Genomic DNA, 13049 nt, shown 5'->3' on the forward strand with positions numbered 1-13049 from the left:
ATGCAGGGACTTTTCTTTGAAAGCGACACCGGCGTGCGTAGCATCATCCGGTTTCTGGTGATGCTGATCGGCTTCTGGACCGCATGGCGCTCCGGCAAGGCTGCGGCCGAAAACTGGAGCGACTATCCAATCGTCATCGCCTACACCGTGCTGTTGGCCGCAGCGATGCAGTTTCTGCATCACGCGCTGTTCGACGGACCGGTGATCAGCGTCTTCTACTACGTCATCGACCTGGTGCTTCTTTTGATCTTCTCGACGGCCGGCTATCGCTATCGCCGCACCAACCAGATGGTCAATAACTACTACTGGCTCTACGAAAAGACTTCCGCCTTCTCCTGGAAGGCTAAACATTGACAGCCGGTTGAAACTAGGGACAGATTACCTCTTCGAGTGGAACAAGTTTCCCGGCGCAGTAAAGCGGGTAATGCGCTGGGTAGTGGAACATAACCCGCTAAAAAATTGGGAGTAACATAATGAAGAAGTCTCTTCTGTCGGCAGTGGCTCTGACGGCGATGGTCGCCTTCAGCGGTAACGCATGGGCCGACATCCTGGTTGCCGTTGCCGGTCCGCTGACGGGCCCGAACGCAGCATTCGGTGCTCAGCTCCAGAAGGGTGCCGAGCAGGCAGCTGCTGACATCAACGCTGCTGGCGGCATCAACGGCGAGCAGATCAAGATCGTGCTCGGCGACGACGTGTCCGACCCGAAGCAGGGCATCTCGGTTGCCAACAAGTTTGCTGCTGACGGCGTCAAGTTCGTCATCGGTCACTTCAACTCGGGCGTTTCGATCCCGGCTTCCGAAGTCTACGCTGAAAACGGCATCCTCGAAATCACGCCTGCTGCGACCAACCCGCAGTTCACGGAGCGTGGCCTCTGGAACACGTTCCGTACCTGCGGTCGTGACGACCAGCAGGGCGGCATCGCCGGCAAGTACCTTGCCGACCACTTCAAGGACGCCAAGATCGCTGTCGTCCATGACAAGACACCTTACGGCCAGGGCCTCGCTGACGAAACCAAGAAGGCCATGAATGCCGCTGGTATCACCGAAGTCATGTACGAAGGCATCAACGTCGGCGACAAGGACTTCTCGGCCCTCATCGCCAAGATGAAGGAAGCCGGCGTCTCGGTCATCTATTGGGGCGGTCTCCACACCGAAGCTGGTCTGATCATCCGTCAGGCTGCTGACCAGGGCCTCAAGGCCAAGCTCGTATCGGGCGATGGTATCGTTTCGAACGAACTGGCGTCGATCGCTGGCGATGCTGTCGAAGGCACGCTGAACACGTTCGGCCCTGACGCGACCCTGGATCCTGCCAACAAGGACCTCGTTGCGAAGTTCAAGGCTGCCGGCTTCAACCCAGAAGCTTACACGCTGTATTCCTACGCTGCGATGCAGACGATTGCTGAAGCTGCCAAGGCAGCTGCTTCGACCGATGCTGAAGCCGTAGCTGCAGCCATGAAGGCAAAGGGTCCGTTCAAGACCGTTCTCGGCGAAATCTCGTTCGACGAAAAGGGCGACCCGAAGATCCCAGGCTACATCATGTACGAATGGAAGAAGGGCCCGGACGGCAAGTTCAGCTACTTCCCACAGGGCGCAATGTAAGCCTTTGATCTCCTGATCATCTTGGAAGCCCGGCCTCGTGCCGGGCTTCTTTGCTTTGTGCGATGGTCGGCAGGACAACAACAGGCAGGTTTCGTGGCGCAGTTTTGCCAGTTTGCGCAAAGCGCTTGCGATTGGGGCCGATGCGGTTAGGATCGCTTGCAGATTCAACATGTTGCCGCGTCCCGGCGCCGCCTTGTGCGGCGCGACGCGGCAAGCAAGGATACGGATTTGTTGCCATGCCCCGCCCCAAAATTCTCCTGACCCGGCGCTGGCCGACTGCCGTCGAGGCTGTTCTTGCAGAGCGGTTCGATGCAACCTTCAATATCGATGACCTGCCGATGACGGCGGATGCGATTGGCGAGGCGTTGCGCACCCATGATGCCGTGCTGCCGACGGTATCGGACAAGCTGCCGGCGTCGGTTTTCGAAGGCGGTGCGATCCGGGCGAAGATCCTCGGCAATTTCGGCGTCGGCTACAATCACATCGATATCGCCGCCGCCAAGGCAAATGGCATCGCGGTGACCAATACACCGGGAGTGCTCACCGATTGCACCGCCGACATCGCCATGCTGCTGCTGCTGTCGGTAGCGCGACGCGGCGGTGAGGGCGAACGGCAGATCCGGGCCGACGCATGGAAGGGCTGGTGCCCGACGCACATGATCGGGACGAAAGTATCAGGCAAAACAGTCGGCATCATCGGTTTCGGGCGGATCGGCAAGGCGTTTGCGCAGCGTTGTCACTTCGGCGTCGGCATGGATGTGGTGTTCTACAACCGATCGATCGTCGATCCCGCCGAAGCGGCCCGCTATGGCGCGCGGCAGTTGCCGACCGTTGAGGATGTGCTGGCGACGGCGGATTTCGTCTCGCTGCATTGCCCCGGCGGTGCCGAGAACCGGCACCTCATGAACGCTGCGCGGTTTGCGGCAATGAAGCCTGGCGCCTTCCTGATCAATACGGCCCGCGGCGATGTTGTTGATGAGGCAGCGTTGGTCGTAGCGCTTGAGGCGGGTGTGATCCGTGGTGCGGGTCTCGATGTCTATGAGGCCGAGCCGCATGTGCCGGAACGATTGCGTGGCATGGAGAATGTCGTGCTGTTGCCCCATCTCGGCAGCGCCACCGAAGAGACCCGAAATGCCATGGGCATGAAGGTGGTCGACAACATCACCGCTTTCTTCGAGGGCAGGGAGCCGCCTGACCGGGTGGCTTGAGACGATCTCTGCAAGGCGGAGAGTGGGCGTCAGGCCTCGAATTTGGCGGCTTGGCGACGGGTTTGCGCTGCGGGCCGGCTGGTCGTGAGGCCGACCAGCGGTCGCATCGGCCCGGGCAGGAAATCGGCCGCAACGGCGAAGGCGCCGGATATGACGAAGGTCACTGCCGATACCGCGAGGAAGCTTGCGACGACGGGCAGATCCAGCGGCAGGACGTAATAGAGTGCTGCGACGATCACGGTCTGGTGGACGATGTAGAGCGGGAAGACCAGCCGGTTCATCACCAACAGACGCGCGTCTGGCGCATTGAAATGACGCGCGGCGAAGCCGATCGACGTCAGGATCATCGACCAGGCAAGCAGGAAGATCGCTGCCTTGAAAAGCGGAGTGTCGTTGACATAATTGCCGATCGCCTGATCGGCTGGTGCTGCCCAGGCGAAGAGATAAAGCAGCACGGTGGTGACGAGTGCGAGGGCTGCACTGACAAACCGTTTGGCGATGATGGAGCCGATCAGCGCTCGGTGATGGCGGGCAGTCAGAAAGCCGAGGCCGAACCAGCTTGCCCAGACAGCGAACCAGGCACCGTCATTGTAGAGCGCGTTGGTCTCGCGCGGGAAGATCGGCGACAGTGCCAGATTGAGCGCCAGCGGTAGCAGGAAGAGGAGATAGACGAGGTTGGTTTTGGCGATGCGCTCGAACCATGCGGCGACCGGGTTTGCGGGCCGGCAGAGGTAGAGAAAGATCGGATAGCAGATCACCGACATCACCAGCAGATAGGCGACAAACCACATATGCGCCCATGTGAAGTTGCCGGTCGGATAACGGCCCTCGGTGAAGTAGCGCGTCAGCCAGAATTCGAGGAGAGAGCCCTCATAGCCGTTCTCATACATGCGCTCGTACCAGACCTGCGGCACGACGATGACGGCCATGGCAAACAGCAGGGGGACGAGCAGCCGGACCGTCCGCCTGCGCAGAAATTTGAGGCCGGCATCCGTGCGGAACGAGAATGCGACGCCCATGCCCGAGACGAAAAACAGCAACGCCAGACGCCAGGCGCGCGGGAAATCCATGATCAGCGCGAGTGTGCTGCTGGTCCTGTCGCTGTGGATCAGCCAGGGCATGTCGGGGAAGAAGGCGGCGGAGGAATGATAGAAGATCAGGATCGCAAAAGCGAAAATCCGCAGCCGGTCCACGTAGTAAAGCCTGTCCGTCATGATCCGCCAAATCTCTTGATGCCGCGACCCGCAGAGGGGCCCGCCTGCCTGAAGCGGCGAGGTTTCCAGCGTAGCTGTTGGAGCTTGCCAAAGTGTGAGCGTTGGCGTTTTTCTAGCGGGGCAGCCCTGTGACGGCCACGGCCGCCTCACATCTCGTGCAGGGCGTGGGCTGCCTTGACGGCGGCGGAGGCGCGGTTTTCGACGCCGAGTTTGACGTAGATCTGTTCGAGGTGCTTGTTGACGGTGCGGGCCGAGAGGCCGAGAATTTCGCCGATGTCACGGTTGGCCTTGCCCTTGGCGATCCAGAGCAACACTTCGGATTCGCGCTGGGTCAGCGCAAAGCGCTGGCGCAGCACCTCGTCGTTGGCGCGCTGGTTGTTGGCGGTCAGGCGGAACAGATATTCGTCGGGGCCGATGGTGCCGAGGAAGGCCAGGTGCAGCACGTCCTGGCCGCCATAATTGACCGAGATCGTGGCATCGCGGGTGGCAATGGTGCGGTTTTTCATCCAGTCGGCGATGGTGCTGACGACGGTATCCATGCCGTCATCGCTGCCCATGGCGGCGTTGACGAGACGGGTTGCCTGCGGGGTGGACCAGTGGATGTTGCCATCGCCCTTGACGGCCAGCAGGTGGCGGCCGGCAGCATCGAGCGCCACACGAGCGCTCTGGGCCGAGCGGGCGTTTCGCAAGTGCACGCCGATGCGGGCGCGCAACTCGTCGATATTGATCGGCTTGGTGAGATAATCGACGCCGCCCGATTCCAGCGCGTGGACGACGTGTTCGGTTTCGGTAAGCCCGGTCATGAAGATCACGGGGATCTGGCTGATCGCCGGGTTCGCCTTCAGTCTCCGGCAGGTCTCGAAGCCATCCATGGCAGGCATCACGGCATCGAGCAGGATCAGGTCGGGGGTGATGCGCTCGACGATGTTGAGCGCTGCAGCGCCCGAGGTGGCGATCAGCACGGAGAAGCCTGATTGTTCCAGCGCATCGGTGAGAAAGCCCAGCGCTTCCGGCGAGTCATCGACCAACAGAACGATATCGCGCGGGAGTTCAGCCAATGTGTTCTACCTTTTCGTCGAAACGCTGCAGGAAGGTCATGAAGCCGTTGAGATCGAAGGCGGCGACATAGGAGCGAAGCTCTTCCGTAAATGGCTGATTTGCCTCCACCTTGGCAAGGTCCGCTAGTTTCGCTTCGATACCCCTGATGTAGCCGATTTCGCCCAATCGCAGCAATTCCTGCACATGGGCGTCGCCGGGGCTCTGCAGCACCAGTTCGGTTTTCACCGGTGTTGGCGGGATCTGCTCGGCGTAGATCCATTTGAGGCCGAGATGAAGCGCCAGCTTGTCGCGCAGGCGGCGGATATCGACCGGTTTGCCGATCGCGTCATTGTGGCTGTAATCGCTGTCGCTATGGGCGGCGGCGTCGCCGATATTGGCCGAGAGCATGACGATCGGGGCGGTCTGGCCGGCCTCGCGCAGGCGCGAGACCAGTTGCCAGCCGTTCATGCCGGGCATCAGGATATCGACGAGGAAGAGGTCGGGCTGGATGCCCTCGATCAGTGTCAGGCAATCGGTGCCGCTGGCCGCCGTCAGGACGACGAAATCGAGCGGCACGAGGATTTCGCGCATCATCTCGCGGTGGTCCTCATTGTCGTCGACGACGACGATGGTGCGGCGCGGGCCGTCATAACTGACGATCTTCTTTTCCTGCGGCGGCGCTGCCGTCTCGCGCAACACGGCAGACAGCATCAGCCGGACCTTGAAGATGGAGCCCTTGTCCTTCTCGCTGGTGGCGAGGATTTCGCCGCCGAGCGTGTTGGTCAGCAGTTGGGTGATCGTCAGGCCGAGGCCGAGGCCGGGCATCGGGCGGATGCTTTCGGCCTCGCCGCGCTGGAACGGCTCGTAGATGCGGCTCAGATCCTTCTCGGCAATGCCGCGGCCGGTGTCTGTGATGGTGAAGGTGGCGACCTGGCTGCGATAGCCGACGTCGAAGGTGACAGTGCCTTCGTCGGTGAACTTGATTGCGTTGGACAGCAGGTTGACGAGGATCTGGCGCAGGCGTTTCTCATCGGTGCGGACGAACTGCGGCAAAGCGGGTGCGCGCTGGTGCTCGAACACCAGACCCTTGGCGAGTGCTTGCGGGCGGAACATGTCGATGATCTGGTCGAGGAAATCCTGGATGTTGATCTCGTTGGAATAGACCTGCAGGCGACCGGCCTCGATCTTGGAGATATCCAAGAGGCCATCGATCAGGCCGGAGAGATGCTCGGCGCTGCGGCGGATCACCTTGATAGAGGACTGGCGCGGCGTCGGGATGGTGTCGTCGCGCTCAAGGATCTGGGCGTAGCCGAGCACCGCATTCAGCGGCGTGCGCAGTTCGTGGCTGAGGCCGACGACGTAGCGGCTCTTGGCGCGGTTGGCGGCTTCGGCGGTTTCCTTGGCCGTTTGCAGCGCCGCGTCGGTCTTCTTGTGGGCGGCGATTTCCTTCAAGAGCAGCGTGTTCTGGCGCGAGGATTCCTCTTCGGCGACAACGCGGCTGTCGTGGGCCAGCACGTAGAACCAGCAGACGACGCCGGCGATGACGGCGAAGACGAAGAAGACGATGAGGATGGTGCGGTTGACCACCTCGCCGGTCGCCGGTGAAGCAGACGAGACCTGATGGGCGATCATCGCCAGAATGGCGCCGACGGCGGTCAGCGCCAGCACCACGGCGATGCCGTAGCGGCCGAGGCGTGTCGTCAGCTTCTGGACGATGGTTTCGGGCAGCAGGGCCTTGGCGACGGTGCCGACCTGCGCATTGAAGCGGGCCTTCGGCTTGCACATGTCGTGGCAGCGGCTGTCGAGCGAACAGCAGAGTGAGCAGATCGGCGCCGCATAGGCGGGACACCAGGCCATGTCCTCTGGCTCGAACGGATGCTCACAGACCGAACAGGTGATGTTCGTCAGGTTCTTCCAGCTCTGGCGCGGCTTGCGGGCGAGGTAGAACTTGCCCTTGGTGCCCCAGGCGATCAGCGGCGAGGCAATGAGGGCGACGACCAGCGTGATGTAGGGCGCCAGCGAGGCGGCGATGGTGCCGAAGACACCGAAATGGGCGGTGAGCGCGATTGTTGCCGACAGCGTCATGGCGCCGAGGCCGACGGGGTTGATGTCGTAGAGGTGAGCGCGCTTGAACTCGATGCCGGGAGGGGCAAGGCCGAGCGGTTTGTTGATGAACAGATCGGCCGAGATGGTGCAGAGCCAGGCCATCGCGATGATCGAGAAGATGCCGAGCGTTTCCTCAAGCAGCTTGTAGATGCCGAGTTCCATCAAAAGCAGTGCGATCGCCACGTTGAAGACCAGCCAGATCACGCGGCCGGGGTGGCTGTGGGTGAGGCGAGAGAAGAAGTTCGACCATGCCAGCGAGCCGGCATAGGCGTTCATGACGTTGATCTTCAGCTGCGAGACCATGACGAAGGCGACCATCAGCAGCAGGGCGGCGTTGTGCCAGGGGATCATATAGCCGAAGGCGGTGAGGTACATCTGCGCCGGATCGGCAGCGCGGTCGGCGGGGACGCCGGAGGCGAAGGTCAGGACGACCAGGAAGGAGCCGGCCAGAAGCTTCGGCGCGCCGATGATGACCCAGCCGGGGCCGGCGAGGAAGACGGCGAAACGATGGCGCCACTTGGTCTGCTTTTCCGGCGGCAGGAAGCGCAGGAAGTCGGCCTGTTCGCCGATCTGCGACATCAGCGCCAGGATGACGGCGGACGCCGCGCCGAACTCGACAAGATCGAAGGGGGCGATTGTGCCGGGTGGACCCGAGGCATGGCGGATACCGGCGAAGGCGCGCCAGAGGTCGAATTTCTCCCAGTCCATCACCGCAATGAAGATGAAGGGCAGGACGTTCAACACGATCCAGAACGGCTGGGTCAAAAGCTGGAAGCGGCTGATCAGCCGGACGCCGTGGGTGACCAGCGGGATGACCATGACGGCGCTGATGATGTAGCCGATCCACAAGGGGATGCCCAAGGTCAGCTCCAGCGCGCCGGACATGATCGAGGCTTCGATCGCAAACAGCATGAAGGTGAAGCTGGCATAGATCAGCGAGGTGACGGTCGAGCCGATATAGCCGAAGCTCGCGCCGCGGGTGAGCAGGTCGATATCGACGCCGTGGCGGATCGCGTAGCGGCTGATCGGCAGGCCGACGGCGAGCATGACGACCGAGGCGACGATGATGGCGTAAAACGCGTTGGTGGTGCCGTAGGAGAGCGTGATGGCGCCGCCGATCGCCTCGAGCGCCAGGAAGGAGATGGCGCCGATGGCGGTCTGCGAGATGCGCTGCGACGAGAACTGCCGGGCGCTCTTCGCGGTAAAGCGCAGCGCATAATCTTCGAGCGTCTGGTTGGCCACCCAGCGATTGTACTCGCGCCTGACGGGGATAATGCGTTGCCGCGCTGCCATGCCTGTCTATCGGCCCCTCATTCTTCTTGTGACATGTTCGTAACACGGATCGTTGGGGTGCTTAAGAGTGCATTGCAACGCAAAACTGCACATTTCGCCCCATCACTTACGTCATTCTACGTATACGCTTTCGCAGTGCAGCACCGGATAGTCCCTTAAGCAACAGTTAACGTCCGTTTTCGGCCTGTTGTCGAACAAGAAGAGGGGATCAACCAGATGAAACTGAGATCATATGTTTCAGGTGCCGTACTCGGCGCCGTCATGTCGGCTTCGGCCGCATTCCATGGAGCCGTTGCGGCTGACGACACCATCAAGGTCGGCGTGCTTCATTCGCTGTCCGGTACGATGGCGATCTCCGAAACGACGCTGAAAGACGCCATGTTGATGCTCATCGACGAGCAGAACAAGAAGGGCGGCCTTCTTGGCAAGAAGCTCGAAGCCGTCGTCGTCGATCCGGCCTCCGATTGGCCGCTGTTTGCCGAAAAGGCACGCGAGCTGATCGAAAAGGACAAGGTCGCGGCCGTGTTCGGTTGCTGGACATCGTCGTCGCGCAAGTCGGTCCTGCCGGTTTTCGAAGAACTCAACTCCATCCTGTTCTACCCGGTTCAGTATGAAGGCGAAGAGTCCTCGCGCAACATCTTCTACACCGGTGCCGCTCCGAACCAGCAGGCTATTCCGGCTGTCGACTACCTGATGGAAAAGGAAGGCGTTAAGCGCTTCGTTCTCGAAGGCACCGACTACGTCTACCCGCGCACCACCAACAAGATCCTGGAAGCCTACCTGATCGCCAAGGGCATTCCGAAGGAAGACATCATCGTCAACTACACGCCGTTCGGCTTCTCCGATTGGCAGACGGAAGTGTCGAAGATCAAGGAATTCGGCGGTGCCGGCAAGAAGACTGCCGTCGTCTCCACCGTCAACGGTGACGCCAACGTTCCATTCTACAAGGAACTCGGCAACCAGGGCGTCAAGGCAACGGACATTCCTGTCGTCGCCTTCTCGGTCGGCGAAGAAGAACTTGCCGGTCTCGACACCAAGCCGCTCGTCGGCCACTTGGCTGCCTGGAACTACTTCGAGTCGGTCGAAAGCCCGGCGAACAAGAAGTTCATCAAGGAATGGCATGCCTACACCAAGAACGACAAGCGTGTGACCAACGACCCGATGGAAGCTGCCTATATCGGCTTCAACGCCTGGGTTAAGGCTGTCCAGGCTGCCGGCACGACCGACACGGACAAGGTCCTCGACTCGATCATCGGCACCACGGTTCCGAACCTGTCGGGCGGCTATGCGACTGTCATGCCGAACCACCACATCACCAAGCCGGTTCTGATTGGTGAAATCCAGGCAAACGGCCAGTTCGAAATCGTCCAGCAGACCCCTGCTGTGGTTGGCGACGAATGGTCCGATTTCCTGCCTGACTCCAAGGATCTGATCTCCGATTGGCGCAAGCCCATGAACTGCGGCAACTTCAATGTCGCAACGGGCAAGTGCGGCGGCAAGGGCTCCTGAGTGCGAACCCCGTCACTCTGATAGCCTGAAACAGCTTCCGTCCGGCCCTCCTGTCCGGGCGGAAGTTCTCTACTCCGAAGTGCAGCCTTGATGCTTCGGACGGCAACGGTCCAATCCTGCGGATCGACCCCGACCTGAAGCCATATTTTTCCCGATTGCGCCGCTAGCGCGCCGTGCCTCCCAATGGACGCACACAGGACGCGCTAACCCTTTTTAAGCTGCGGCATCGAGCTTTTCGAAAATCGAACCCGATTTTCTGGCCGATGCAGTAGGCCAACGATAACCGAGGCAAGACGCCGATGTATCGCGCCATCAAGATTTTCCTTTTGACATTGTGCCTGGCCATGCCGGCCTTTGCGACGGTGCTCAAGGCACAGGAAGATATTCACCCGCTTATCGATGCGCTCGGCGTCGGCGATTTCCCGGAACGCGAGGCTGCCATCAAGGCGCTGGTCGCATCCAAGGACGCCCATGTCAGCCAGATCCTGCAGCAGCTCAGCGACGGCCTGCTCTATGTGAATTCCGAAAGCGGTGGCCCGGTTCTGCTCCAGGGCGGCACGGATGACGAGCCGACCTTTTCCGATCCGATCAGCGGTGAGGCTGTTGCCGACATCGATCCCGACATGATGTCGAAGGTGAGGGTCAACAACACGCTTCGCGGCGTTATCAGCACGGCGATGAGCCAGCTGACGCTGCTGTCTCCTGATCGCGGTGCCAGACTGACGGCGGCCCAGGGGCTGCTCAGGGATGCCGATCCTGAAAATCTCGATCTTCTGAATTCGGCCCTGGCCGATGAAAAGGATGGAGAGGTCAAGGCAACGATGGAAGCAGCGCGTGCGGTGATGATGCTGAAAAGCGACGTCAGCGTCGAGGACAAGAAAGCCGCCATCGACACGATTGCCGCACGCGGTGGCCGCAATGCGCTGACCATCCTGACCGGTGCGCTGGCGACCGCGCCTAACGAACTGAAGGGCGAGATTCAGGCGCATATCAACGGTATCAACCGCAGCCTGGCGATCTGGGATGTCGTGCAGAACACCTGGTACGGCCTGTCGCTCGGCTCGGTGCTGCTTTTGGCCGCCATCGGTCTGGCCATCACCTTCGGCGTCATGGGCGTCATCAACATGGCGCATGGCGAGATGGTGATGATCGGCGCCTACACGACCTATGTCGTGCAGGAATACATCACCTCGGCCTTCCCAAGCCTTGCTACCTATTCGCTGGCCTTTGCAGTTCCCGCAGCCTTCCTGTTCACCGGCTTCGTCGGCCTGGTGATCGAGCGCTCCGTCATCCGCTATCTCTACGGACGGCCGCTGGAGACGCTGCTGGCCACCTGGGGCGTGTCGCTGATCCTGCAGCAGGCGGTTCGCTCGATCTTCGGACCGACCAACCGCGAGGTTCGCAATCCGAGCTGGATGTCGGGTGCTTTCGAACTCGGCGGCCTGTCGATCACCTGGAACCGCCTGTGGATCATCGTCTTCTCGATGGTGGTGTTCGTGGCACTGCTGGCGCTTCTGAAGCGCTCCGCCTTCGGCCTGCAGATGCGTGCCGTCACCCAGAACCGCCGCATGGCATCGTCGATGGGTATCCGCACCGGCTGGGTCGATGCCTTCACCTTCGCGCTCGGCTCCGGCATTGCCGGCATGGCTGGTGTGGCGCTGTCGCAGATCGATAACGTCTCGCCAAACCTTGGCCAGAGCTACATCATCGACAGCTTCATGGTCGTGGTGTTCGGGGGCGTGGGCAATCTGTGGGGGACGCTGGTGGGCGCTCTTTCGCTCGGCGTGGTCAACAAGTTCCTTGAGCCGTTCGCCGGCGCCGTGCTCGGCAAGATCCTGGTGCTGGTTCTCATCATTCTCTTCATCCAGAAGCGGCCACGTGGGCTCTTCGCACTCAAAGGAAGGGCGGTGGAAGCATGATTACGGCCTTCCTTCTCCGATCTCTCGATCGCAAGATCATCGTCGCACTGGTCATCCTTCTGGCGCTTGCCGTCTTGGTGCCGGCGCTGAACCTGATGACGCCGGCCTCCAGCCCGCTGCACATCCCGACCTACATCATGTCGCTGTTCGGCAAATACCTGACCTACGCATTGCTGGCGCTGGCGCTCGATCTCGTCTGGGGCTTCTGCGGCATTCTCTCGCTTGGCCACGGCGCCTTCTTCGCGCTCGGCGGTTATGCGATGGGCATGTACCTGATGCGTCAGATCGGCCCGCGCGGCAGCTATGGCGATCCAATCCTGCCCGACTTCATGGTGTTCCTGAACTACAAGGCGCTGCCGTGGTTCTGGCATGGGTTCAACCACTTCTGGTTCGCGGCCCTGATGGTGCTTGTCGTGCCGGGGCTGCTCGCCTTCGTGTTCGGCTGGTTCGCCTTCCGCTCTCGCGTCAACGGCGTCTATCTCTCGATCATCACCCAGGCGATGACCTATGCGCTGCTGCTCGCCTTCTTCCGCAACGACATGGGCTTCGGCGGCAATAACGGCCTGACCGATTTCAAGGATATCATCGGCTACAACATCCAGGCCGACGGTACCCGTGCTGCGCTGTTTGCGGCCACCGCGATCTTCCTGGCGCTCTCGCTGCTCCTGGCATCTGCCATCGTGCGCTCAAAATTCGGCAAGGTGCTGGTCGGCGTTCGCGATGCGGAAAGCCGCACGCGTTTCCTGGGCTACCGCGTCGAGCACTTCAAGCTGTTCACCTTCGTCGTCTCGGCGATGATGGCGGGCATTGCCGGTGCCCTCTACGTGCCGCAGGTCGGCATCATCAATCCCGGCGAGTTCGCACCGGCCAACTCGATCGAGGTGGTGATCTGGACGGCGGTCGGCGGTCGTTCGACGCTGATCGGGCCGATCATCGGTGCCATCCTCGTCAACGGCGGCAAGACGGTCTTTACCGGCCTGTTCCCGGAGTTCTGGCTGTTTGCGCTGGGGGGCCTGTTCGTGGCCGTCACGGTGTTCCTGCCCAAGGGGATCGTCGGCACGCTGGCTCCCTATCTCGGCAAGCGCAAGCCTGCCCCGAGCGACACTCCTTCCGCCAAGCAGGAAGACGGCGTCGATGCTAAAATCCAGGCTGCGGAGTGAGCGC

Annotated in this window: 9 protein-coding genes; 6 read left to right on the forward strand and 3 right to left on the reverse strand. The window is 61.2% G+C overall.

The genetic code is table 11. From position 1 onward, the window contains the following. From GVL52_RS20000 to GVL52_RS20010, 3 genes are all read left to right on the forward strand, one after another. Window positions 1–354, forward strand: a complete 354-nt coding sequence (locus GVL52_RS20000) for a DUF6867 family protein (protein ID WP_160010375.1) — start codon at window positions 1–3, stop codon at window positions 352–354. Window positions 355–473: 119 nt separating this feature from the next. Next, window positions 474–1598: a branched-chain amino acid ABC transporter substrate-binding protein gene (locus tag GVL52_RS20005; RefSeq protein WP_160010377.1), complete on the forward strand. Its 1125-nt coding sequence runs from the start codon at window positions 474–476 to the stop codon at window positions 1596–1598. 236 nt (window positions 1599–1834) lie between these two features. After that, complete coding sequence (locus tag GVL52_RS20010) at window positions 1835–2806, forward strand: D-glycerate dehydrogenase (RefSeq protein WP_160010379.1); 972 nt, start codon at window positions 1835–1837, stop codon at window positions 2804–2806. Between the two features lie 29 nt (window positions 2807–2835). On the opposite strand, the gene GVL52_RS20015 is transcribed toward GVL52_RS20010, so the two are convergent. The 3 genes from GVL52_RS20015 to GVL52_RS20025 form a co-directional block, all read right to left on the reverse strand. Beyond that, a complete protein-coding gene (locus GVL52_RS20015) occupies window positions 2836–4020 on the reverse strand; it encodes an acyltransferase (protein ID WP_160010381.1) in 1185 nt (394 codons plus the stop codon). A 146-nt stretch (window positions 4021–4166) separates the two neighbouring features. Beyond that, window positions 4167–5078, reverse strand: a complete 912-nt coding sequence (locus GVL52_RS20020) for a response regulator (RefSeq protein ID WP_160010383.1) — start codon at window positions 5076–5078, stop codon at window positions 4167–4169. Next, window positions 5071–8457 carry an ATP-binding protein gene (locus GVL52_RS20025; protein ID WP_160010385.1) on the reverse strand — a complete coding sequence of 1129 codons (3387 nt, stop codon included), beginning with the start codon at window positions 8455–8457 and terminating at the stop codon, window positions 5071–5073. Before GVL52_RS20025 ends, GVL52_RS20020 begins: the two co-directional genes overlap by 8 nt. A 216-nt stretch (window positions 8458–8673) precedes the next feature. Here GVL52_RS20025 and urtA point away from each other — a divergent pair, with 216 nt between their 5' ends. The 3 genes from urtA (at window position 8674) to urtC (ending at window position 13045) form a co-directional block, all read left to right on the forward strand. Then, window positions 8674–9966: an urea ABC transporter substrate-binding protein gene (urtA, locus tag GVL52_RS20030; protein ID WP_160010387.1), complete on the forward strand. Its 1293-nt coding sequence runs from the start codon at window positions 8674–8676 to the stop codon at window positions 9964–9966. Between the two features lie 299 nt (window positions 9967–10265). After that, entirely contained in the window at window positions 10266–11885 is a 1620-nt protein-coding gene (urtB, locus tag GVL52_RS20035; RefSeq protein WP_160010389.1) for an urea ABC transporter permease subunit UrtB, read from the forward strand. After that, the gene (gene urtC / locus GVL52_RS20040; protein WP_160010391.1) at window positions 11882–13045 is read left to right on the forward strand and encodes an urea ABC transporter permease subunit UrtC; all 1164 of its coding nucleotides are present in this window, start codon (window positions 11882–11884) and stop codon (window positions 13043–13045) included. Before urtB ends, urtC begins: the two co-directional genes overlap by 4 nt. Window positions 13046–13049 lie beyond the last annotated feature (4 nt).

This window comes from Rhizobium sp. 18055, from assembly GCF_902706285.1.
Classification (GTDB): Bacteria; Pseudomonadota; Alphaproteobacteria; order Rhizobiales; family Rhizobiaceae; genus Rhizobium.

Excerpts from the sequence above, each read along its gene's own strand:
- urtB (WP_160010389.1), top strand. The coding sequence starts at position 10,266 with ATGTATCGCGCCATCAAGATTTTCCTTTTGACATTGTGCCTGGCCATG.
- GVL52_RS20025 (WP_160010385.1), bottom strand. The coding sequence starts at position 8,457 with ATGGCAGCGCGGCAACGCATTATCCCCGTCAGGCGCGAGTACAATCGC.
- GVL52_RS20000 (WP_160010375.1), top strand. The coding sequence starts at position 1 with ATGCAGGGACTTTTCTTTGAAAGCGACACCGGCGTGCGTAGCATCATC.
- GVL52_RS20015 (WP_160010381.1), bottom strand. The coding sequence starts at position 4,020 with ATGACGGACAGGCTTTACTACGTGGACCGGCTGCGGATTTTCGCTTTT.
- urtA (WP_160010387.1), top strand. The coding sequence starts at position 8,674 with ATGAAACTGAGATCATATGTTTCAGGTGCCGTACTCGGCGCCGTCATG.
- GVL52_RS20005 (WP_160010377.1), top strand. The coding sequence starts at position 474 with ATGAAGAAGTCTCTTCTGTCGGCAGTGGCTCTGACGGCGATGGTCGCC.
- GVL52_RS20010 (WP_160010379.1), top strand. The coding sequence starts at position 1,835 with ATGCCCCGCCCCAAAATTCTCCTGACCCGGCGCTGGCCGACTGCCGTC.
- urtC (WP_160010391.1), top strand. The coding sequence starts at position 11,882 with ATGATTACGGCCTTCCTTCTCCGATCTCTCGATCGCAAGATCATCGTC.